The organism is Pseudomonas mandelii (assembly GCF_006438925.1).
GTDB lineage: Bacteria > Pseudomonadota > Gammaproteobacteria > Pseudomonadales > Pseudomonadaceae > Aquipseudomonas > Aquipseudomonas mandelii_C.
Window position 1 is genome coordinate 69,316 of record NZ_RCZA01000013.1, and the last position, 20,551, is coordinate 89,866.

Here is a 20,551-nt window from a genome sequence, read left to right on the forward strand (position 1 = left end):
CGAATTTGGGTGAAGGAGAACAAGAACATGCGCATCGCACTAGACCCCTACATGTACCGCACCCTGTCCCTGGGCAAGATGGTCGATAAGGTCGCCGAGCTCGGTTACGAACACATCGAACTCTCGCCCCGGGAAGATTTCCTGCCGTTCTACAAAGCTCCGCGGGTCGACAAGGCGCGAATCAAGGAATTTCGCAAAGCCCTGAGCGACACCGGGGTCAAGCTCTCTTCCTTATTACCGATGTACCACTGGGCCGCTGCCGACGAAGGTTTGCGAGTTGCCGCCGTACGCAACTGGAAACGGGCGATCCAGATTGCCGTGGAGATGGACTGCGAGCTGGTCAACACCGAGTTCACCGGCCAGTCAGACAACCCGCTGGTGTGCGAGAACCAGTTCATGCGCTCCATGGACGAGCTGATCCCGGAGTTCGAGCGCGAAGGTATCAAACTTGATATCCAGGCCCATCCGTACGATTTTTGCGAGCGCAACAACGAATCGGTGGACATCATTCGCGGTCTGGATCGCGAGTGGATCAACTACCTCTACGCCGCGCCGCACACCTTCTTCTATGACGACGGCAAAGGCCATATTGCCTCGATGCTCAAGTATGCCGGGTCGAAGCTGAGCCACCTGATCATCGCCGACACCTACAACCACAAGGCTTCTTCCGGGTTGCGCTACATCGTCAACCCACCGGGTGTCGTTGCCACCGTGCACCAGCATCTGGACATCGGTCAGGGTGAAGTCGATTGGGACGCGTTTTTCGGTACCTTGCGCGAGATCCAGTTCGACGGTATCGCCACGGTCTCGGTGTTTGCCTGGGAAGACCGGCCGGATGAATCCAACCGGATGATGCTTGAACGAGTCAAAAGCGAACTCTGCCACTGACGACACCACAAACCCCTGTAGGAGCTGACGAGTGAAACGAGGCTGCGATCTTTCAAGATCAAAAGATCGCAGCCTCGTTTCACTCGTCAGCTCCTACAGGAGCGTTTCGATCGTCATAACAACAAGAAGGAGTTGATTCATGCGTATCGGACTTGTCGGTTACGGCCATGGCGGCCGGTTTTTCCATGCTCCGCTGATCAGCAGTTTGCCGGCGGCGACGTTCGTGGGTGTGGTCACCCGTTCACCGGAACGCCGACAATTGCTGAGTGCCGAGCACCCAGGGGTGCCAGCGTTCGACAGCATCGGCCAACTGGTGGAGGCCGGGATCGATGTGCTGGTGGTGTCCACGCCGCTCAAGGGCCGTCCGGCACTGGTGCTCGATGGCATCGAACACGGTGTGGCGGTGGTCAGCGACAAACCGTTCGCCGCTGATGCGCAGCAAGCTCAAACCCTGATCACCATGGCTGAGCGCCAGGGCGTGCGGCTCAGCGTCTACCAGAACCGTCGCTGGGATTCGGACTTCCTGACCGTGCGCAAACTCATCGAATCCGGTGCGCTGGGCCAGGTCACCCGTTTCGAATCGCGGATCGAGCGTTACTCACCGCAGGCGGTGAACAACGGCAGTGGCGGTGGCTTCCTGCGCGATCTCGGTAGCCATCTGGTGGATCAGGCGTTGCTGTTGTTCGGCCCGGTGACACGGGTCTACGCCGAACTGGATTACCTGGAAAAAGGCCAGGTCTTCGATAACGGCTTCTTTATGTCCCTGACCCACGCCAGCGGCGTCACGTCCCACCTGGGCGGTAGTTGTCTGCAAAACACACCCGGCCCGCGCTTTCGGGTGACCGGCACCCAAGGTTGTTACAGCGTCGATGGCCTGGACGGGCAAGAAGCATCGGCACTCGCCGGGCTCTCGCCGAAATCCGAAGGTGAGCGTTGGGGTGTTGAAGAGCATCGCCGCTGGGGTTGGTTCGAACAGGGCGAAGTGCGCGAACGGGTTCCCTCCGAGCGCGGTTGCTGGAATCAGTTCTATTTACAGCTGCAAGCCGCGTTGCAGAGCGGTGGCCCGCTGCCTGTGGACGCCCGTGATGCACTGGCGACTACCCGCGTGCTAGACGCTGCGCGACTGAGCGCCGAGCGGCATCAAGTGGTGGAATTGGGCCCGTTCGAGAGTCATGGAATAAAATCAGAATAAAATTCTAAAATGAGTTGATATAGAAATTATATTCTAATAGAGTCATTTCCAGCGACCTGCCTCGCAACCTGTTTCAACCCTTTTCCCGCTTGCCTGCTTACTGAAATCGTCACGCCTCATCCATAAAACCAACAAGAATGTGGAGAAAGACTTTTCATGAAGACCAAGACCCGCTTCGCCTCACTTGCCTTGTCCCTGATGTTCGCCAGTGGCGCGGCGCTCGCCGATATGAAGATCGGCGTCAGCATGTCCCAATTCGATGACACCTGGCTGACCTACCTGCGCGAATCCATGGACAAGAAAGCCAAGTCCTATCCCGATGGCGTGCAGCTGCAATTCGAAGACGCCCGCAGCGACGTGGTCAAGCAGTTGAGCCAGGTCGAAAACTTCATCAGCCAGAAGGTCGATGCCATCGTGGTCAACCCGGTGGATACCGCCGCCACCCGGAAAATCACCGAAGCCGCCGTCAAGGCCGGCATCCCGCTGGTGTACGTCAACCGCCGGCCCGATGACCTGAAACTGCCCAAAGGCGTCGTGACCGTCGCCTCCAACGATCTGGAGGCCGGTGAAATGCAGATGCAATACCTGGCCGACAAGATGGGCGGCAAGGGCGACATCGTGATTCTGCTGGGCGACCTCGCGAACAACTCCACCACCAACCGCACCAAGGGCGTCAAAGACGTACTGGCCAAATACCCGAATATCAAGATCGAGCAAGAGCAGACCGGCACCTGGCTGCGGGATAAAGGCATGACCCTGGTCAACGACTGGCTGACCCAGGGCCGCAAGTTTGACGCGATTATCGCCAACAACGACGAAATGGCGATCGGTGCTGCGATGGCCCTTCAACAGGCTGGCGTCGAGAAAGGCAGCGTCCTGATCGCAGGTGTCGACGGTACGCCGGACGGCTTGAACGCGATCAAGAAAGGCAACATGACGGTGTCGGTGTTCCAGGACGCCAAGGGGCAGGCCGACGGTTCGATCGACACCGCTGTGAAAATGGCCAAGAACGAGCCGGTTGAACAGGCCGTGTGGGTGCCATACCGCTTGATCACCCCGCAAAACGTCGACACGTTCAAATAGCCCGTCCGTTCAATAACAACAATAAACACGCAAGGTTGCGACCGCGACCTTGCTGATGGAGTACCTGATCATGTTCGCTTCAGCGACTGCTTCGAGCACCCCGTTGGTGGGTAACCAGCCAGCTGCAACACCTGTCGATGAGCCGTACCTGCTGGAGATCATCAACGTCAGCAAGGGATTTCCCGGTGTGGTGGCCTTGTCCGATGTGCAGCTTCGGGTACGCCCCGGTTCCGTGCTGGCCCTGATGGGCGAAAACGGCGCGGGCAAATCCACCCTGATGAAAATCATTGCCGGCATCTATCAGCCGGACGCCGGTGAACTGCGCCTGAGAGGCAAACCGGTGGTCTTCGAAACGCCATTGGCTGCGCTCCAGGCCGGAATCGCGATGATCCACCAGGAACTCAACCTGATGCCGCACATGAGCATCGCCGAGAATATCTGGATCGGCCGTGAGCAGCTGAACGGTTTCCACATGATCGACCACCGGGAAATGCATCGCTGCACCGCGAAACTGCTGGAACGCCTGCGGATCAACCTCGATCCGGAAGAGCAGGTCGGCAACCTGAGCATCGCCGAACGGCAGATGGTCGAGATCGCCAAAGCCGTGTCCTACGATTCCGACATCCTGATCATGGATGAACCGACCTCGGCCATCACCGACAAGGAAGTTGCGCATCTGTTCTCGATCATTGCCGACCTCAAGAGTCAGGGCAAAGGCATCATCTACATCACCCACAAAATGAACGAAGTGTTCAGCATCGCCGATGAAGTGGCGGTGTTCCGTGACGGCGCCTACATCGGCCTGCAACGGGCCGACAGCATGGACGGCGACAGCCTGATTTCGATGATGGTCGGCCGCGAGCTGAGCCAGTTGTTCCCGGTGCGTGAAAAGCCGATCGGCGATCTGCTGCTGTCGGTGCGCGACCTTAAACTGGACGGCATTTTCAAGGATGTTTCCTTCGACCTGCACGCCGGCGAGATCCTCGGCATCGCCGGGTTGATGGGCTCGGGGCGGACCAACGTCGCCGAAGCGATTTTCGGCATCACCCCGAGCGACGGTGGCGAGATTCGCCTCGACGGCGAAGTGGTGCGCATCAGTGATCCGCACATGGCGATCGAGAAGGGCTTCGCGTTACTGACCGAAGATCGCAAGCTCAGCGGCCTGTTTCCGTGCCTGTCGGTACTGGAGAACATGGAAATGGCGGTGTTGCCGCATTACGCCGGCCACGGTTTCATCCAGCAAAAAGCCCTGCGCGCCTTGTGCGAAGACATGTGCAAGAAGCTGCGGGTCAAAACCCCGTCGCTGGAGCAGTGCATCGACACGCTGTCCGGCGGTAATCAGCAGAAGGCCTTGTTGGCTCGCTGGCTGATGACCAATCCACGGATCCTGATTCTCGACGAGCCGACCCGCGGTATCGACGTCGGCGCCAAGGCCGAGATCTACCGGCTCATCGCCTACCTCGCCAGCGAAGGCATGGCGGTGATCATGATTTCCTCGGAGCTGCCGGAAGTGCTCGGCATGAGTGACCGGGTGATGGTCATGCACGAGGGCGACCTGATGGGCACCCTCGACCGCAGCGAAGCGACCCAGGAACGAGTGATGCAATTGGCCTCGGGCATGTCCGCGGTTCACTAATGGATGTCGGCGCTGGTTGTGGCCAGCGCCGACGACGCGATAGAAGGGTGAGTGTTTATGAACGCGATACTGGAAAACAAGCCAGCAACGGCACCGGTCAAGAGTCGCCGGCGCTTTCCGACCGAATTGAGTATTTTTCTGGTGCTGATTGGCATCGGCCTGGTCTTTGAAGTGTTTGGCTGGATCGTGCGCGACCAGAGTTTCCTGATGAACTCCCAGCGTCTGGTGCTGATGATCCTGCAGGTGTCGATTATCGGTCTGCTGGCGATCGGCGTGACCCAGGTCATCATCACCACCGGCATTGACCTGTCTTCCGGCTCAGTGCTGGCGCTGTCGGCGATGATCGCTGCCAGTCTGGCCCAGACGTCGGACTTCGCCCGGGCGGTGTTCCCGTCGCTGACTGACTTGCCGGTGTGGATCCCGGTGATTGCCGGGCTCGGGGTGGGACTGCTGGCGGGGGCGATCAACGGCAGCATCATTGCCATCACCGGTATCCCGCCGTTCATTGCCACCCTTGGCATGATGGTCTCGGCCCGTGGCCTCGCGCGTTACTACACCGAAGGCCAACCGGTGAGCATGCTCTCGGATTCCTACACGGCGATCGGACACGGCGCGATGCCGGTGATCATTTTCCTGGTGGTCGCGGTGATCTTTCACATCGCCCTGCGTTACACCAAGTACGGCAAGTACACCTACGCCATCGGCGGCAACATGCAGGCGGCGCGTACCTCGGGGATCAACGTCAAGCGGCATCTGGTGATCGTCTACAGCATCGCCGGTTTGCTGGCAGGGCTCGCGGGTGTGGTGGCGTCGGCACGGGCCGCGACCGGGCAGGCCGGGATGGGCATGTCTTATGAGCTGGACGCGATTGCCGCGGCCGTGATCGGCGGCACCAGCCTGGCCGGCGGAGTAGGGCGCATCACCGGCACGGTGATCGGCGCACTGATCCTCGGGGTCATGGCCAGCGGTTTCACCTTTGTCGGCGTCGATGCTTACATTCAGGACATCATCAAAGGCCTGATCATCGTGGTCGCAGTGGTCATCGATCAGTACCGCAACAAGCGCAAACTCAAGCGCTGAGCCTCAGATAAAGCAGCCAATGCGCCACGCCTGACCCGCGTGGCGCAACCATTTGTCTTCTATATACAGCCGCGCGATTGAATTTCTTGCTATAAACGCACTCCGATAACCATCGCAAAGACTGCCGTAGAGCACTTTCAGGGCTTAGTCGGACAAATTCGCTGTCTTTTCAGTTGCTGAGGCCTCAAGTCGGCCTTAGACTGCCGCCCCTCGTAAATTGAGTGCCGGGTGGCGCTTGGAATTAAACGGCGCCTTTCCGATGGCCAACCCAGGTCCGCCGGAACGCTCCCTAATTCGCCTTAATGCACGTTTTTTTATAGAGATATCAATGACAAAGGACAAGTTGCTGGCCATGCCGGCGGATGACTACATGAATGCCGAGCAACATGCTTTTTTCTCTGAGCTGTTGCAGAACATGAAAGTCGAAACCCATGAGCGCATCGAACAGAACCGCATCGCCATCGAAAGCCTGGACACCCCGGCCGATCCGGCCGACGCTGCTTCTGTTGAAGAAGAGCGCACCTGGCTGGTGAACGCGATCGATCGCGACCAACGCATGCTGCCTCAGTTGGAACAGGCTCTGGAACGCATCAAGGAAGACAGCTTTGGCTGGTGCGACGACAGCGGCGAGGCCATTGGCCTGAAGCGCCTGCTGATCAGCCCGACCACCAAGTACTGCATCGAAGCTCAAGAGCGTCACGAACAGATCGACAAGCACCAGCGTCAGGCCTGATTTCGTAACGCCCCGCATCGCGGGCAAGCCTCACTCCTGTCAGGAGCAAGGCTTGCCCGCGATGCTTTTTTTCGTCTGCGAAAAACCCGCGCACTTCTATTGATCTGCTGCAATGCCCACTACTAATGGACCATAGATAATGGCCTTGTAGTGGCGTTTAATGCCGATACAACAATTAGAATTATTTGTGGGGTGACGAAGATGACGCGTGACGGATCTCTGGTTGCAGCAGCGTCTGCACCCGTGCTTTTGCCGAAAAACCTTTGGCTGACGCCGACCCTGCAAAGCATCGCCCTGATGCTGTTGTTGTGCGGCATGACGCTGGGCGGTTGGTCGCTTTACCTTGGCCTGCCATTGGCGATGCTGGTTATATGGCTACCTCGCTTGCGCTCGCGCGCCATCCCTGAGGCAACCCCCGTCGACAGCGCCAGCGCGATTGCCGAGTTGACTCGCGATCTTTCCTACACCACCAGTCATAACGCGTTGTCTGCCGCCGGTGTGGCCTTTTCGGTCAAGCAACTGGCCGACAAACTGCAATCGCAGCTCGGTGCCGCGGCGCAGATTGTCAGCAACGCCGAAGTAATGATCGCGACCGAACAAGCCACCTCGACACTCAGCCGGGAAGCGCTCAGCGCGGCCAGCGAGGCTCATCGGAGCAGCGCGGCAGGGCGTACGGAGCTGATCGAGTCCATCGCCCGTATGCATCAACTCAGTCAGCGCGCCAGCAACAGCCGTGAACTGATCGAAGCCCTGAGTCTGCGCAGTGATGATATCCAACGGGTCACCCTGGTGATCCAGTCCATCGCCAGCCAGACCAATCTGCTGGCATTGAACGCGGCTATCGAGGCGGCGCGGGCCGGCGAGCATGGTCGCGGATTTGCGGTGGTGGCCGATGAGGTTCGCGGCCTGGCCGCGCGCACCGCGACGGCCACTGGTGAAGTCGGGGAGATGGTCGCTGATATTCAGCAACGCACTGCGCAAGTGGTGGAGCAGATCCGTCAACTGTCCAGCGACCTCGACACCGGTGTCGAACAGGTCGAGCACACCGGTCAGCATCTGGAGAACATTGCGCGTCTGGCTGCTGGCGTCGAAAGCCAGGTCGGGGAAATCGCCAGGGGCGCCGACACCAACCGCGAACAACTCGATAGCCTGTTTCACGCCATCGAACAGATGCGCAGCGATCTGGCGATCAGTGATCAACAGACCCAGCGTCTGGCCCAGGCCGCCGTGCAAATGGAAGGTCAGGCCGAAACCATCAGCGAACGCCTCGCCGAAGTCGGGCTGGATGACTATCACCAGCGGATTTATGACCTGGCCCGTGAAGGCGCGAGTCAGATTGCAGCGCGCTTTGAAGCGGATATCGACGAGGGCCGCGTGAGCCTCGATGACCTGTTTGACCGCAATTACCAAACCATTCCCAACACCAGCCCGGCCAAATACCAGACCCGCTTCGATCGCTATGCCGATCGGGTCTTGCCGGCGATCCAGGAACCCTTGCTGCCGCGTCATGAAGGCCTGGTGTTCGCCATCGCCTGTACGCAGCAGGGCTATGTGCCGACCCACAACAAGGTCTTCAGCCAACCACTGACCGGTGATGCCCAGGTCGATACCTTGCAGAACCGCACCAAACGCAAATTCGCCGACCGCACCGGTATCCGCTGCGGCAGTCACCAGCAGGCCGTACTGCTGCAAACCTACACCCGCGACACCGGTGAACTGATGCACGACCTCTCGGTGCCGATCATGCTCAAGGGCCGGCATTGGGGTGGTTTGCGCTTGGGCTATAAACCGGAAAAATCTCGTTGAGCCGTTTTGCATACACCCCTCCCTGTAGGAGCTGTCGAGTGCAACGAGGCTGCGATCTTTTGATCTTGCCCTTTCCCAGAGGCTGAACACACGCATTAGGTCGGGCAAAGCCTACGGCAAGATCAAAAGATCGCAGCCTCGTTGCACTCGACAGCTCCTACAGGGGAATGCGTGCACTAGTCGCGATGAATCTGAGGAATGCAGGGCTGTCTGGCTGGCGCAATTGAAGGTCGACACACCCGACAGCCTGCATTGAACCGCAGGCTAGTGAATCTGATGCATGCGCAGGTTCAGGTCGTCGACCACCCGCGCCCAATCCGCGTCTTCACGCAATTGTTCTTTCAGGAAGCCTGCTTGCTGCGGGGTCCAGAACTCGGCATCGATGAGTTTCTTGTCGTCGGCCAGGGGTGAATGACTGGCAATGAAATCGTCGATGGCCTTCTCGCTGGAGTCCAGGCCGAGTTGGTCGAACAAACCTTTCAAGTCATGTGTCGGTGAATCCATGTTCATCTCCTTGCGGGTCGCGTCGAGTGCGAGATCTGAGGGGCGGCTTCAATACCTCTGAGAGAGCCGCGCTTCAGGAGTTCGATGGCGATGTTCAAAAGCAGAAGTGAGCATAGACTGCAAACCGACTATCAGGCTTTCAATGCACCTTCATCGACGGCAACCTTCAGCGCCTTGGCGGCATCCTGGGCGGCAACGGCGGCGACGTCCGAGGTCTTGAACCAGCGATCCTTCTCGACCTGGTGATACGTCACGGTGGTCAGCGGTGGTTTGGCGCGCATGACAATGACTGCCTGGAATTCGCCTTCGACCTCTCTGGCTTCGCCCCGGATAAAAAATTCACCGATATCAAATTCCGTCACGTAGCCGCCTTCCCTTGAAAATATTCTGTTGTTTTGAACGCCGCCCACCCTGGGGACGGATTTCATTGGTCGGGCAGTATGGCAGTAGTTGCATGCCGGCGGCTGAGTTAAGTCGCCGGCGTGACGAAGCGTCTATGGAAATGAACGTGGCGGGACCGTCAACCGCGTAACTCGAGGGAGCGGGCAAGGGCGCAGGCTTCGTTATGATTGCCGCGGAAACCTCTGACGCGGCCGGTGGAAGTTTCTTTGATATGAAAAAAGGCATTGCCGGCCAGAATGACCTGAAAGCGTGGCCGGGCGAGCTCTTCAGGGTAGTATTCATGCGGTTGAAACATCCCTGGGGGTAGTGTCCTCGAACTGTACGTATTGGGCGCCGGAGGGTGAGCAAAATGTGTCAGCGTGCACATATGAAGTCCTTTTCGTTGTTTTACCGACGTGCGTACGTGGTTTTGGGTAGTCTCGATGAGCATCGCTGCTCTAGAATCACCGTCAGTGTTTGGCGATCGATGTTCATCTAAAGCAATTTTTTGCTGGCGATATGTCGGAAAAGTGCTTTTTTTAAAGAGTTTTTTCCCTAAAGTTGGTAGTCCCGTTTTTCTGGCCGTCGGAAGGGCTTTTTCCTTCAACCTCTGACGAACGCCAGGCAAGACGACGTGAGTGTTGTTCCAGTAGTCTTCTCAAGCCTCGCGATGGATGAGCCCTCTGCTCGTTCCAGGATTTCAACCCGGGCCTTTTTGTAACACCTTCGGCATTGCCGCTTTTTTCTGCTGTGCGCTGTTTTCCTGCGTGCAGCATCATTTTCAGATGTGGGGATGTTTCCTTGGCAGTAAGTAATCTCGATATGCATGCTTTGTTCGTGCTGGGTGATTTGCGCGCAAAGCTGGTTAAACAGTTCCAGTCACGTTTTGTTTACATCACCGAACAGAACGCTGAAGGCATTTATATTGCCGAGATCGACACCGAAGAGGCGCTGGTGGTTGATGACAAGCCAGGGCTTAAGCTCAAGGTCGGCGATCATTTCAGCGCCTCTGTATTGCCCAGTCGCGAAGGCGGCAAGCTGGACATCAAGTTCCGCGAAATCAAACTGACGGTTTACGGCCTGGGTGATTACGCGTTCGTCACCACCGCTGATGGCCACGGGATCGTGTTCAAGGAAGGTCATAGCGTGGTGATGGTGTTCGCCGCTCACCAACAGCTGCAGGAAGGCCTGACCAAAACCCTGAAAGCCGTGACCGCCAAGGCTGCCAAGTGGCGCAAAGGGGAACTGGTCACCTTCAAGGCCAGCGAATAATGACCCTGACCCGCGCCGACTTCCACGAACAGAACCAGGCCAGTGCGCAAGCCGAAGCCCAGCGCCTGTTCGAGCAGAAGGCTGTTTTGCAAGGTGCATGGCTGGGTTGGGTGGCGTCACAGATCTATACGTTGCGTCCGGCGGAATACGCCAGCATGGTACGAAGAGCGTTGGCGCGCTTGCAGGAACCTCCCGAAAACTGATTGACCTCCCTCGAAAGCAGGAACCTCTACTACAGTCAGTTGACTGAGTATTCAGAGGCTTTGCGGTCTTCTGCCAGGCCATCCTGCTATTGCTGTGAACAGCACGAGGTGCAAAAGCATGAACGGATTTCGACGGTTACTGGCCGCTACCCTGGCCACTTTCGGATTGTTGGCTTCACCCGTTCCGGTGTTCGCTGCCCAGGCGCCGATCCACTTCGCCGACCTGAACTGGGAAAGCGGCAGCCTGATCACCGATATCCTGCGGATCATTGTCGAGAAGGGCTACGGGCTACCGACCGATACGTTGCCGGGGACGACCATCACCCTGGAGACCGCACTGGCCAACAATGACATTCAGGTGATTGGCGAAGAATGGGCTGGTCGCAGTCCGGTCTGGGTCAAGGCTGAGGCCGAAGGCAAAGTCGCGAGTCTCGGCGATACGGTCAAGGGCGCCACCGAGGGTTGGTGGGTGCCCGAATATGTGATCAAGGGCGACCCGGCGAAAGGCATCAAGCCGCTGGCGCCGGGCCTGCGCAGTGTCAGCGACCTGCCGAAATACAAGGACGTGTTCAGAGATCCGGAAACCCCGGGCAAGGGACGCTTCCTCAACAGCCCAATCGGCTGGACGTCGGAAGTGGTCAACAAACAGAAACTCAAGGCGTATGGGCTGGACGACAGCTATGTGAATTTCCGCAGCGGTTCCGGCGCAGCGCTGGATGCGGAGATCAGTTCTTCGATTCGGCGCGGCAAACCGGTGCTGTTCTATTACTGGTCGCCAACTCCGTTGCTTGGCCGCTTCAAACTGGTTCAGCTCGAAGAGCCGCCGTTCGACGCCGATGCCTGGAAAACCCTGACAGACGCCGACAATCCAAATCCGAAACCGACTCGCTCGCTGCCCTCGAAGCTGTCCATTGGCGTGTCCGCGCCATTCCAGAAACAGTATCCGCAGATTGCCGAGTTCTTCACCAAGGTCGATTTGCCAATCGATCCATTGAACAAGGCGCTGGCCGAGATGAGCGTAAAACACACTCCGCCACGGCAGGCGGCGCAGGCGTTCATGAAGGCGCACCCGGACGTGTGGCAGGCCTGGGTGCCCAAGGAAGTGGCCGACAAGGTGTCTGCAGAATTGAAGTAAAGGGTGGGCCATGGCGGTGCAAAGTCATCGATCAGCGCTGATGGCAGTCCGCCATTGCTGACGAATACCCTTACAAAATCGTTCAAGGAAGTTCATTCTGCTGCGACATTTCACGCTGGAAGTCCGAAACATGAGCCTATTGATCGCGCAATGGATGGCTGCCATCTTCCTGTTGATCAGCCTGATCCACCTGTACTGGGCGGCAGGTGGCACGTTGGGTAGCGAGGCGGCGGTCCCGCGAATATCCGCAGAGGGCGGCGCGCAATCCAGGCCGGCCTTCAAACCTTCAGGCTTTGCCACGTTGCTGGTGGCGGTCGGGTTGCTGCTGATTGCGATGCTGGTGTGCTTGCGAGTCGGTCTGTATCTGCCGACGGTGAATCACTGGTCGCTGCAATGGGTGATCAGCGCGATTGCGATGCTGATGTTCGCCAGGGCGATCGGCGATTCGCATCTGATGGGGTTCTTCAAACAGGTGAAGGATTCGAAGTTTGCCCGGCTCGACACCTGGGCTTATTCGCCGTTGTGCGTGGTGTTGGGGGCTGGATTGTTGGCAGTTGCCTGGATCTGATCTGAGGTAATGCAAGATCAAAAGATCGCAGCCTCGTTTCACTCGACAGCTCCTACATGGGTTATGCATTCCCCTGTAGGAGCTGTCGAGTGAAACGAGGCTGCGATTTTTTTCGCGATTAACTCCCGCTTTCCGTGCGCCGACTGCTCACCTCGGCCGGCACATCATCCCCCGCCATACGCTTGCGAAACAGCGCCGCCCGCGCCAGCAGCAACGTGGTCACCGGCACCGTAATCGACAACAGAATCGGAATCAGCCAGGCATGCAACACCGGCCCGGACTTGAGTGCCGAAAAGTAAATGATCGAGGCCAGCGCCACACACCAGGCGCCCAAGGTCGACGCCAGCGCCGGCGGGTGCATACGCTGGAAGTAGTCCTTCATCCGCACCAGGCCAATGGCGCCGATCAGCGCAAACAGACTGCTGAGCACCAGCAGGAGCGCCACTGGAATTTCAACCCACAGAGGCAGTTCTGCGCTCATTCGATCACCTCGCCACGCAGGAGGAATTTCGCCAGGGCAAACGAGCCGACGAAGCCGAACAGCGCAATCAGCAGCGCCGCCTCGAAGTAAGTGTCACTGGCATAACGAATGCCCAGCGCCAGCATCATCAGCATCGCGATGATGTACAGGTAATCCAGCGCCAGAACCCGGTCCTGGGCCGACGGCCCCTTGAACAGCCTGATCAGGGTCAGAATCATCGCCAGCGAAAAGATGAACAGGCTCAGCAGGATTGCGTTCGACAGCAAGGCGCTCATTCGAAGATCTCCATCAAGGGGCGCTCGTAGGTCGCCTTGAAGTGCTGCATGAACAGCGCTTCGTCATCCAGATCGAAGACGTGCAGCAACAAAATGCTGCGGTCCAGCGCCAGTTCCGACCACACGGTGCCGGGAATCACCGTGCAGATCATCGACAACGCGGCCAGGCCATTGGCGTCACGCAAGTCCAGCGGTACCTTGATGAAGTGTGAACGCGGTGGACGGCGACCGGCGTTGAGCACGCTCCAGGCCACGGCGAGGTTGGACACCACCACATCGCGACCGACAAGAAAGAACAAACGCACAATCACGCCCGGCCGACGAATACGAATCGGCAGTGGCCGCAGCTTGCGCATCATCAAAGGCGCGCAGAACCCCAGCACCGCGCCCAGCAGCAGATTGCCGGGACTCATCGACAGGTTCAGCACCAGCCACAGCAACCACAGGGCCAGCGACAACCAGGGAGCAGGAAACAGACGCTTCATGGTGTGACCTCCGCTACCGCGGCTTTGGCTTCCGGGCTTGGAATCGCACGGGTGCCGAGCACCGCCATCACGTATTGTTGCGGGTTGTTCAAGGCTTGGGCGGCCGCCTGGGTGTAGCGCAGCAGCGGTTCAGCCTTGAAGGTCAGCGCAATGCTCAAGCCTAGCAACGCAATGATCGGCACACATTCGAAACGTCGCAGCAACGGCGACGGCCGCTCCTCGGGTGTCCAGAAACGCTGGATGCCCAAGCGCGAGAACGCGATCAACGATGCCAGCCCGGACAGTATCAACAACGCGAGCAAGCCCCATGCCGCGTTCGAAACCGGCTCATCGCTGCCATTGCCCAGGCCCAGCGGATTGAGCAGGGCGCTGAGCAAGCCGAGTTTGCCAATGAATCCCGAGAGCGGCGGCATGCCGATGATCAGCAGCGAGCAGGCAATGAAGCTCAACCCGAGGAACGCCATGGTCCAGGGAATCACCTGGCCGACCACGGCTTTCTGTTCGTCATCGAGGTTGATGCCTTTGGGCGGCTGCAAGGATTCCATCGGTCGCGGCAGATCGCCGTCATCGAACAACGGCATTTCATTGGCCGAACGCGAACGCTCGATCAACTCGGCCAACAGGAACAACGCGCTCAACGCCAGGGTCGAGCTGACCAGGTAGAACAGCGCCGCGCCGATCAGGTTCGGCTGGGCGAAACCGATGGCCGACAGCAGAATCCCGGCAGACACCAGAATACTCAGGCTGGCCAGGCGCTCGAGTCGTTGTGCGGCCAGGATCGCGACGGCGGCGCAGACGATGGTCGCCATGCCGCCGTAGATCAGCCAGTCGCCGCCAAAGTACGCCGAGGCGCCGGCCTGGCCGGAAAACAGCAAGGTCCACAGACGCAGCAAGGTGTAGACGCCGACCTTGGTCATGATCGCGAACATCGCCGCCACCGGCGCGCTCGCCGCGGAATAGGCCGGCACCAACCAGAAGTTCAGCGGCCACATCCCGGCCTTGGCCAGGAACGCCACGGCCAGAATCCCTGCGCCGGCATGCAGCAGGCCACGATCGGCTTCCGGCACCAGCGGGATTTTCAGCGCCAGGTCAGCCATGTTCAGAGTGCCGGTGACGCCGTAGATCAGCGCCGCGCCGATCAGAAACAGTGACGAGGCCAGCAGGTTGATCGAGATGTAATGCAGCCCCGACGACACCCGCGACCGACCCGAACCATGGAGCATCAGGCCATAAGAGGCCGCCAGCAACACTTCAAAAAACACAAACAGGTTGAACAGGTCCGCCGTCAGGAACGCGCCATACAGGCCCATCATCTGAATCTGGAACAGCGCGTGGAAACTCGAACCGGCGCCGTCCCAACGGGCCATGGCGAACAGCAGGGCGCTGACGCCGATGATCCCGGTCAGCACCAGCATCAGCGCCGACAGTCGATCGACCACCAGCACGATACCGAACGGCACTTGCCAGTTGCCCGGCAGGTACACGCCGATGGAGCCGGGGACACCCATCTCCTGGGTCCATTGCAGCAACAGCACCGCGATGCCCAGTCCCACCAGGCTGGAAAACAGGTTGATCTTGGCCTTCAGCGGACGGTGTTTCTCGCCCAGCATCAGCATCACGGCGGCGGTCAGCAGCGGCAGCAGAATCGGTGCAGCGATCAGGTGCGGCATCAGATTCATTCTTTAGGCTCCCGGCCATCCACATGGTCGGTACCGGTCAGGCCCCGGGAAGCCAGCAGCACCACCAAAAACAATGCGGTCATGGCGAAGCTGATCACGATGGCGGTCAACACCAGCGCTTGCGGCAGCGGGTCGGTGTAGTGCAACAGATTCTGCGGCACGCCGTCCTTGATGATCGGCTCCTTGCCGATAAACAGGCTGCCCATGCTGAAGATGAACAGATTGACGCCGTAGGACAGCAGGCACAGGCCCATCACCACCTGAAACGTCCGTGGCCGCAGGATCAGCCAGACCCCGGACGCGGCCAGCACGCCGATGGCGATTGCGATGACTTCTTCCATCAGACGGTTCCTTGCGTGGCGACGGATCGAGGCAGGGCAGCGGTCTTGTGACCCCGTACCGATTGGTGAGCGAGGGCGGTGAGGATCAACAGGGTCGAACCGACCACCACGGCGTACACGCCAATGTCGAAGAACATCGCACTGGCGATGTGAATGTCGCCGAATACCGGCAGTTCGAAATGCCAGGTGTGGGTGGTCAGGAACGGATACCCGACGGCCATCGCCCCGAGCCCGGTGACCGTGGCGAACAGCAGGCCGGTGCCCATCCAGCGCAGCGGTCGCAGGCTCATTTGCGCCTCGACCCACTGGGTGCCGGCGACCATGTATTGCAGGATGAACGCTACGGACATCACCAGACCCGCGACAAAACCGCCGCCCGGTTGATTGTGGCCGCGCATGAACAGGTAGACCGACACCACAAAGGCGATCGGCAACAGCAGGCGCACCAGCACCGCCGGTACCATCATGAACCCGAGCGCGGTGTCGCTGGCGTGACGCGGGTTGACCAGGTCGGTGACCACGTCGGGTGCCAGCAGACGTTGCTGGGCCGGCAATTGCAGGCTTTCTTTCGGAGGTCGGAAGCGTCGCAGCAGGGCGAATACGGTCAGGGCCACGGCCACCAGCACGGTAATTTCACCGAGGGTGTCGAAGCCGCGGAAGTCCACCAGCATCACGTTGACCACGTTGCTGCCGCCGCCTTCGGGCAGGGCACGGCTGAGGTAGAACGAGGAAATGTCGTTCGGCGTCTGGCGCGTCAGCATCGCGTAGGCTAGCAACGCCATGCCGCCACCGACCACGGTCGACAGCAGCAAGTCGCGGATACGGCGGGTGCGCGCCTTGCGCAGGCTGCTCGGTAGCGGCGACACCTCTTCGATCCGTCGAGGTAGCCAGCGCAAACCGAGGAGGATCAACACCGTGGTCACCACTTCCACGGCCAATTGCGTCAGCGCCAGGTCCGGCGCCGAGAACCAGACGAAGGTGATGCAGGTCATCAGGCCACAGACGCTGACCATGGTCAGGGCCGCGAGCCGGTGATACTTGGCCTGCCACGCCGCGCCGAGGGCGCAGGCAATCGCCAGCAGCCAGAGGGTCACGAATACGATCGAACCCGGAATCTTCGGCCGGTCGCCCCAGCTCAGGCTGCTGTGGAGCATCGGGATCAACCCGGCCAACACGGCCGCGAGCACCACCAGGAACAATTGGGTTTGCAGGCGCTTGGTGCTGATCCGCCGCTCGAGACGACGGGCCAGGCGCATCATGATCACCAGGCTGCGTTCGAACAGGCGCTTGCCGTTGAACCGGCCAATGATCGGCGGGTACTTGAAACGCCCGTGTTTGAGCTGATTGCGCAACAGCAGATAAAGCACGATGCCGCAGGACATGGCGATCAGGCTCATGATCATCGGCGCGTTCCAGCCGTGCCAGATCGCCAGGCTGTATTCAGGCAAGGTGCCGCCTACCACCGGCAGGGCCGCCGCGGCCAGCAACGGGCCGACCACCTGCGCCGGGAAAATCCCCACGACCAGGCAGGCGAATACCAACAATTCCACCGGCGCGCGCATCCAGCGTGGCGGCTCGTGTGGGGTGTGCGGCAAGTCGGTGGCGGTCGGGCCGAAGAACACATCGACGGTAAAGCGCAGCGAGTAGGCAACGCTGAAAGTGCCGGCGATGGTCGCGACGATGGGCAGCGTCATCTCGATCCAGGCCGTGGCATTGATGAACACGGTTTCGGCGAAGAACATTTCTTTGGAGAGGAAGCCGTTGAGCAGCGGCACGCCGGCCATCGAGGCGCTGGCGACCATGGCCAGGGTGGCGGTGAACGGAATCAGCTTGATCAGGCCGCTGAGCTTGCGGATGTCCCGGGTGCCGCTTTCGTGGTCGATGATCCCGGCGGCCATGAACAGCGAAGCCTTGAACGTGGCGTGGTTGAGAATGTGAAACACCGCGGCCACAGCGGCCAGCGGACTGTTCAGGCCCAGCAGCAGGGTGATCAGGCCCAGGTGGCTGATGGTCGAGTAGGCCAGCAGCCCCTTGAGATCGTTCTGGAACATCGCGCAGTACGCGCCGAGCAACAGGGTGCAGGCACCGGCGCCGCTGACGATGTAGAACCATTCTTCACTGCCGGACAGCGACGGCCACAGCCGTGCGAGTAGAAACACCCCGGCCTTGACCATGGTCGCCGAGTGCAGGTAGGCCGAAACCGGTGTCGGCGCCGCCATGGCGTGGGGCAGCCAGAAGTGGAAGGGGAATTGCGCGCTTTTGCTCAGGGCGCCGATCAGGATCAGGGGTAGCAGAATAGGGTAGAGGGCGTGTGCGCGAATCAGATCGCCGGCGGCCAGGACCTTGTCCAGGTCATAGCTGCCGACCACATGGCCGAGCAACATGACCCCCGCCAGCAAGCACAAACCGCCTGCGCCGGTGACCATCAGCGCCATATAAGCACCGCGTCGCGCATCGGCGCGGTGGTGCCAGTAGCCGATCAACAGGAATGAAAAGAGGCTGGTCAGCTCCCAGAAAAACACGATCTGGATCAGGTTGCCGGAGATCACCAGCCCGAGCATGGCGCCCATGAACGCCAGGAAAAACGCGAAGAACCGCGGCACCGGATCGTCCGGCGACATGTAGTAGCGGGCGTACAACGAAACCAGCGTGCCGATGCCCAGCACCAGCATCGAGAACAGCCAGGCGAACCCGTCCATGCGCAGGACGAAGTTCAGGCCAAGGCTGGGCAACCAGAAAAATTCTTCGCGGATCACGCCGCCATCGGCGATTTGCGGGTACAGCAGGGCGACCTGAATGGTGCCTATCAAGGCAACCAGACCCGCCAACAAAGATTCGGTGTTACGCGCGTTGTGCGGCAGCAAGGCTGCCAGACAGCTGCCGATAAAAGGCAGAAGCAGTAGAACTATCAGGGACATAGGCTTCTAATCTGCGGAAGTTTGTGAAGCATCATACGTGCCAGCTCTCGGATCACCAAACGCCAAGCTGTCGCAGAATCCTACAAGGTAGACGGAAAAAACCTGATTCACATTGTTTCAAAGTTCTGTATGCCGCAGGTCTGGCCCCTTCGCGAGCAGGCTCGCTCCCACAGGGGAATGCATTCCAAATGTGGGAGCGAGCCTGCTCGCGAAGGCGATCTACCAGACGCTACAGATCTTGAAGCTTAACCCTGTGTTTCCCGCTCCAGCTCTTCCTCAGCTGCAACAGCCTTACCCTTGGTCTTCAACTCACTGACAATCACCGCCGCCACAATCAACCCCGCACCCACCAGCGCAATCGCCGGCAACCGCTCCCCGGCAATCCTTCCGACAATCCCGGCCCAAACCGGCTCACCCGCATAAATCAACGTCGCCCGGGTCGGCGAAACGCTCTTCTGCGCCCAGTTCATCGCCACCTGAATCGCCGCACTGGCCGCGCCCAACCCCAGCGCGCTGCATAACAGCAGCCAGGAGAAGTCCGGAATACTTTCCTGAGTCGGCACCACCATCAAAAACGCCAGCGCCGAGGTGACCGCCAATTGCACCACCGTCACCCGACGCACATCGACCTGGCCGGCATACGTGCTGATCAGAATGATCTCCGCCGCAATCGCCACGGCGCTGATCAACGTGGCAATTTCACCCGGGCTGAAATTGAAAGAAGCACCGGCCGGTCCCGACAGCAACATCAACCCGGTAAACGCCAACATGATCCCGATGCTCGGCATCAACCCCGGACGCCGCCCCAGCACCAGCCATTGCAGCAACGGCACGAAGGGCACGTACAACGCGGTAATAAACGCCGACTGACTGCTGGGAATGCTCTGTAACCCGACGGTCTGCAAACCATAACCGAGCATGATCGCCACGCCGATAAAAGCCCCGGCCTTCAATTCGAATAGGGTCAGGTCTCGCAGGTGTCGCCAGGAAAACAGCGCAACAATGATCGCCGCCGCGGCAAAGCGCAGACCGACGAAGAACATCGGCCCGCTGACGGTCATCGCATGCTGCACCAGCAAGAAGGTGCCGCCCCAGACCATGGTGATCAGCACCAGCACGCACTCGGCCTTGCTGAACCGCGAGAAACGGGAGGAAGTGTGAGGGGTATTCACCGACGTCATGACCTTGCGCGCTACCTGAGGGGGACGCACAATGCGCCGAATGTTGCGCAGTATACTGCCCAGCCCCATCGAGTGAGCAATATAGTGCACAAAGATTCCACGCAACGGACTTCGGTCCTTCAGCACGTCAGCCAAAACGTTCGACGCTTGCGCCACGCCGCCGACATGAGCCAGGCGACGCTGGCGGAAAAATCCGGGGTCAGCCGCCGGATGCTAGTGGCCATCGAGGCCGGCGAGAAGAACGTCAGCCTGACCACCCTCGACCGCGTGGCCGAAGCGCTGGACGTGGCGTTCAGCGACCTGATCCAGGCCCCGGATGCCCGTGACCCGAGCCGCATCAACGAAGTGGCCTGGGCCGGGACGATTCCTGGCAGCAAAGCCGTTTTACTGTCCAAAGCCACGGCTACCCGTGAGGTGGAACAGTGGGAGTGGTGTCTGCAACCGGGGGAAATTTACCCGTCGCAACCGGACGCCGAGGGCTGGAGTGAGCAGATCTATGTGTTCGAAGGCTGCCTGACGCTGATGCTCGGTGACACGCCACAGGAAATCGCTACCGGCGAGTTCTACATGTTCGCCAGCAACCAGCCCCACGCCTATCGCAACGATGGGCCTGTGGCGGCGCGGTTTGTGCGAAATGTGGTGATCTGACCTACCGTTCATCCGATATGAGTCCATACCTGTTATTTCTGACAGTAGACAATTACCTGACG

General features: G+C 59.6%; 22 protein-coding genes. 12 read left to right on the top strand and 10 right to left on the bottom strand.

Features of this window, described 5'->3' with window-relative positions:
* Nucleotides 1–27: 27 nt before the first annotated feature.
* The 7 genes from EAH74_RS26125 to EAH74_RS26155 all read left to right on the top strand — a co-directional run bounded on the left by EAH74_RS26125 (nt 28) and on the right by EAH74_RS26155 (nt 8,418).
* On the top strand, nt 28–888 hold the full coding sequence (locus tag EAH74_RS26125) for a sugar phosphate isomerase/epimerase family protein (RefSeq protein WP_140682170.1): 861 nt from the start codon (nt 28–30) through the stop codon (nt 886–888).
* 139 nt (nt 889–1,027) lie between these two features.
* On the top strand, nt 1,028–2,080 hold the full coding sequence (locus EAH74_RS26130; protein WP_140682172.1) for a Gfo/Idh/MocA family protein: 1,053 nt from the start codon (nt 1,028–1,030) through the stop codon (nt 2,078–2,080).
* Nucleotides 2,081–2,236: 156 nt separating this feature from the next.
* Nucleotides 2,237–3,163: a sugar ABC transporter substrate-binding protein gene (locus EAH74_RS26135; RefSeq protein WP_140682175.1), complete on the top strand. Its 927-nt coding sequence runs from the start codon at nt 2,237–2,239 to the stop codon at nt 3,161–3,163.
* A 70-nt stretch (nt 3,164–3,233) separates the two neighbouring features.
* Entirely contained in the window at nt 3,234–4,799 is a 1,566-nt protein-coding gene (locus EAH74_RS26140; RefSeq protein WP_140682177.1) for a sugar ABC transporter ATP-binding protein, read from the top strand.
* 57 nt (nt 4,800–4,856) lie between these two features.
* Nucleotides 4,857–5,879 carry an ABC transporter permease gene (locus EAH74_RS26145; protein WP_008153855.1) on the top strand — a complete coding sequence of 341 codons (1,023 nt, stop codon included), beginning with the start codon at nt 4,857–4,859 and terminating at the stop codon, nt 5,877–5,879.
* 328 nt (nt 5,880–6,207) lie between these two features.
* Nucleotides 6,208–6,612 carry a TraR/DksA family transcriptional regulator gene (locus EAH74_RS26150; RefSeq protein WP_007907888.1) on the top strand — a complete coding sequence of 135 codons (405 nt, stop codon included), beginning with the start codon at nt 6,208–6,210 and terminating at the stop codon, nt 6,610–6,612.
* Between the two features lie 201 nt (nt 6,613–6,813).
* The gene (locus EAH74_RS26155) at nt 6,814–8,418 is read left to right on the top strand and encodes a methyl-accepting chemotaxis protein (RefSeq protein WP_140682179.1); all 1,605 of its coding nucleotides are present in this window, start codon (nt 6,814–6,816) and stop codon (nt 8,416–8,418) included.
* Between the two features lie 264 nt (nt 8,419–8,682).
* On the opposite strand, the gene EAH74_RS26160 is transcribed toward EAH74_RS26155, so the two are convergent.
* The 3 genes from EAH74_RS26160 to EAH74_RS26170 form a co-directional block, all read right to left on the bottom strand.
* Nucleotides 8,683–8,922: a DUF2789 domain-containing protein gene (locus EAH74_RS26160; protein WP_033057641.1), complete on the bottom strand. Its 240-nt coding sequence runs from the start codon at nt 8,920–8,922 to the stop codon at nt 8,683–8,685.
* 131 nt (nt 8,923–9,053) lie between these two features.
* Entirely contained in the window at nt 9,054–9,284 is a 231-nt protein-coding gene (locus EAH74_RS26165; RefSeq protein WP_140682181.1) for a hypothetical protein, read from the bottom strand.
* A gap of 158 nt (nt 9,285–9,442) precedes the next feature.
* Nucleotides 9,443–9,691, bottom strand: coding sequence for a hypothetical protein (locus EAH74_RS26170; RefSeq protein ID WP_140682707.1), 249 nt, complete (start codon nt 9,689–9,691; stop codon nt 9,443–9,445).
* A gap of 413 nt (nt 9,692–10,104) precedes the next feature.
* On the opposite strand from EAH74_RS26170, the gene EAH74_RS26175 reads away from it, so the two are divergent.
* The 4 genes from EAH74_RS26175 to EAH74_RS26190 all read left to right on the top strand — a co-directional run bounded on the left by EAH74_RS26175 (nt 10,105) and on the right by EAH74_RS26190 (nt 12,481).
* Nucleotides 10,105–10,575 carry a hypothetical protein gene (locus EAH74_RS26175; RefSeq protein WP_008151679.1) on the top strand — a complete coding sequence of 157 codons (471 nt, stop codon included), beginning with the start codon at nt 10,105–10,107 and terminating at the stop codon, nt 10,573–10,575.
* Complete coding sequence (locus tag EAH74_RS26180) at nt 10,575–10,778, top strand: hypothetical protein (RefSeq protein ID WP_140682183.1); 204 nt, start codon at nt 10,575–10,577, stop codon at nt 10,776–10,778. Before EAH74_RS26175 ends, EAH74_RS26180 begins: the two co-directional genes overlap by 1 nt.
* Nucleotides 10,779–10,896: 118 nt before the next feature.
* Entirely contained in the window at nt 10,897–11,913 is a 1,017-nt protein-coding gene (locus EAH74_RS26185) for an ABC transporter substrate-binding protein (RefSeq protein ID WP_140682185.1), read from the top strand.
* A 130-nt stretch (nt 11,914–12,043) separates the two neighbouring features.
* The gene (locus EAH74_RS26190; RefSeq protein ID WP_123367232.1) at nt 12,044–12,481 is read left to right on the top strand and encodes a DUF3995 domain-containing protein; all 438 of its coding nucleotides are present in this window, start codon (nt 12,044–12,046) and stop codon (nt 12,479–12,481) included.
* Between the two features lie 118 nt (nt 12,482–12,599).
* On the opposite strand, the gene EAH74_RS26195 is transcribed toward EAH74_RS26190, so the two are convergent.
* The 7 genes from EAH74_RS26195 to EAH74_RS26230 form a co-directional block, all read right to left on the bottom strand.
* Nucleotides 12,600–12,962 carry a Na+/H+ antiporter subunit G gene (locus EAH74_RS26195; RefSeq protein WP_140682187.1) on the bottom strand — a complete coding sequence of 121 codons (363 nt, stop codon included), beginning with the start codon at nt 12,960–12,962 and terminating at the stop codon, nt 12,600–12,602.
* A complete protein-coding gene (locus EAH74_RS26200) occupies nt 12,959–13,237 on the bottom strand; it encodes a K+/H+ antiporter subunit F (RefSeq protein WP_008151692.1) in 279 nt (92 codons plus the stop codon). The genes EAH74_RS26195 and EAH74_RS26200 overlap by 4 nt, the downstream gene beginning before the upstream one ends.
* Entirely contained in the window at nt 13,234–13,722 is a 489-nt protein-coding gene (locus EAH74_RS26205; RefSeq protein ID WP_140682189.1) for a Na+/H+ antiporter subunit E, read from the bottom strand. The genes EAH74_RS26200 and EAH74_RS26205 overlap by 4 nt, the downstream gene beginning before the upstream one ends.
* A complete protein-coding gene (locus EAH74_RS26210) occupies nt 13,719–15,401 on the bottom strand; it encodes a monovalent cation/H+ antiporter subunit D (RefSeq protein WP_140682191.1) in 1,683 nt (560 codons plus the stop codon). Before EAH74_RS26210 ends, EAH74_RS26205 begins: the two co-directional genes overlap by 4 nt.
* Nucleotides 15,398–15,742, bottom strand: coding sequence for a Na+/H+ antiporter subunit C (locus tag EAH74_RS26215; protein WP_123367228.1), 345 nt, complete (start codon nt 15,740–15,742; stop codon nt 15,398–15,400). Before EAH74_RS26215 ends, EAH74_RS26210 begins: the two co-directional genes overlap by 4 nt.
* Nucleotides 15,742–18,660, bottom strand: a complete 2,919-nt coding sequence (locus EAH74_RS26220; RefSeq protein ID WP_140682193.1) for a monovalent cation/H+ antiporter subunit A — start codon at nt 18,658–18,660, stop codon at nt 15,742–15,744. The genes EAH74_RS26215 and EAH74_RS26220 overlap by 1 nt, the downstream gene beginning before the upstream one ends.
* Before the next feature lie 245 nt (nt 18,661–18,905).
* The gene (locus tag EAH74_RS26230) at nt 18,906–19,910 is read right to left on the bottom strand and encodes a DMT family transporter (protein ID WP_193560150.1); all 1,005 of its coding nucleotides are present in this window, start codon (nt 19,908–19,910) and stop codon (nt 18,906–18,908) included.
* 15 nt (nt 19,911–19,925) lie between these two features.
* Between EAH74_RS26230 and EAH74_RS26235 the strand changes: the two genes are divergently transcribed.
* Nucleotides 19,926–20,489 (top strand): helix-turn-helix domain-containing protein, encoded by a 564-nt coding sequence (locus EAH74_RS26235; RefSeq protein ID WP_140682199.1) that lies wholly within the window; start codon nt 19,926–19,928, stop codon nt 20,487–20,489.
* The last annotated feature ends 62 nt before the right edge of the window (nt 20,490–20,551 follow it).

Bases quoted from the DNA above. Each gene is read 5' to 3' on its own strand.
- EAH74_RS26130 (WP_140682172.1), top strand. From the start codon at position 1,028: ATGCGTATCGGACTTGTCGGTTACGGCCATGGCGGCCGGTTTTTCCAT.
- EAH74_RS26210 (WP_140682191.1), bottom strand. From the start codon at position 15,401: ATGAATCTGATGCCGCACCTGATCGCTGCACCGATTCTGCTGCCGCTG.
- EAH74_RS26155 (WP_140682179.1), top strand. From the start codon at position 6,814: ATGACGCGTGACGGATCTCTGGTTGCAGCAGCGTCTGCACCCGTGCTT.
- EAH74_RS26190 (WP_123367232.1), top strand. From the start codon at position 12,044: ATGAGCCTATTGATCGCGCAATGGATGGCTGCCATCTTCCTGTTGATC.
- EAH74_RS26160 (WP_033057641.1), bottom strand. From the start codon at position 8,922: ATGGATTCACCGACACATGACTTGAAAGGTTTGTTCGACCAACTCGGC.
- EAH74_RS26200 (WP_008151692.1), bottom strand. From the start codon at position 13,237: ATGAGCGCCTTGCTGTCGAACGCAATCCTGCTGAGCCTGTTCATCTTT.
- EAH74_RS26195 (WP_140682187.1), bottom strand. From the start codon at position 12,962: ATGAGCGCAGAACTGCCTCTGTGGGTTGAAATTCCAGTGGCGCTCCTG.
- EAH74_RS26205 (WP_140682189.1), bottom strand. From the start codon at position 13,722: ATGAAGCGTCTGTTTCCTGCTCCCTGGTTGTCGCTGGCCCTGTGGTTG.
- EAH74_RS26170 (WP_140682707.1), bottom strand. From the start codon at position 9,691: ATGTGCACGCTGACACATTTTGCTCACCCTCCGGCGCCCAATACGTAC.
- EAH74_RS26135 (WP_140682175.1), top strand. From the start codon at position 2,237: ATGAAGACCAAGACCCGCTTCGCCTCACTTGCCTTGTCCCTGATGTTC.
- EAH74_RS26125 (WP_140682170.1), top strand. From the start codon at position 28: ATGCGCATCGCACTAGACCCCTACATGTACCGCACCCTGTCCCTGGGC.
- EAH74_RS26180 (WP_140682183.1), top strand. From the start codon at position 10,575: ATGACCCTGACCCGCGCCGACTTCCACGAACAGAACCAGGCCAGTGCG.
- EAH74_RS26145 (WP_008153855.1), top strand. From the start codon at position 4,857: ATGAACGCGATACTGGAAAACAAGCCAGCAACGGCACCGGTCAAGAGT.
- EAH74_RS26150 (WP_007907888.1), top strand. From the start codon at position 6,208: ATGACAAAGGACAAGTTGCTGGCCATGCCGGCGGATGACTACATGAAT.
- EAH74_RS26140 (WP_140682177.1), top strand. From the start codon at position 3,234: ATGTTCGCTTCAGCGACTGCTTCGAGCACCCCGTTGGTGGGTAACCAG.
- EAH74_RS26185 (WP_140682185.1), top strand. From the start codon at position 10,897: ATGAACGGATTTCGACGGTTACTGGCCGCTACCCTGGCCACTTTCGGA.
- EAH74_RS26220 (WP_140682193.1), bottom strand. From the start codon at position 18,660: ATGTCCCTGATAGTTCTACTGCTTCTGCCTTTTATCGGCAGCTGTCTG.
- EAH74_RS26215 (WP_123367228.1), bottom strand. From the start codon at position 15,742: ATGGAAGAAGTCATCGCAATCGCCATCGGCGTGCTGGCCGCGTCCGGG.
- EAH74_RS26230 (WP_193560150.1), bottom strand. From the start codon at position 19,910: ATGGGGCTGGGCAGTATACTGCGCAACATTCGGCGCATTGTGCGTCCC.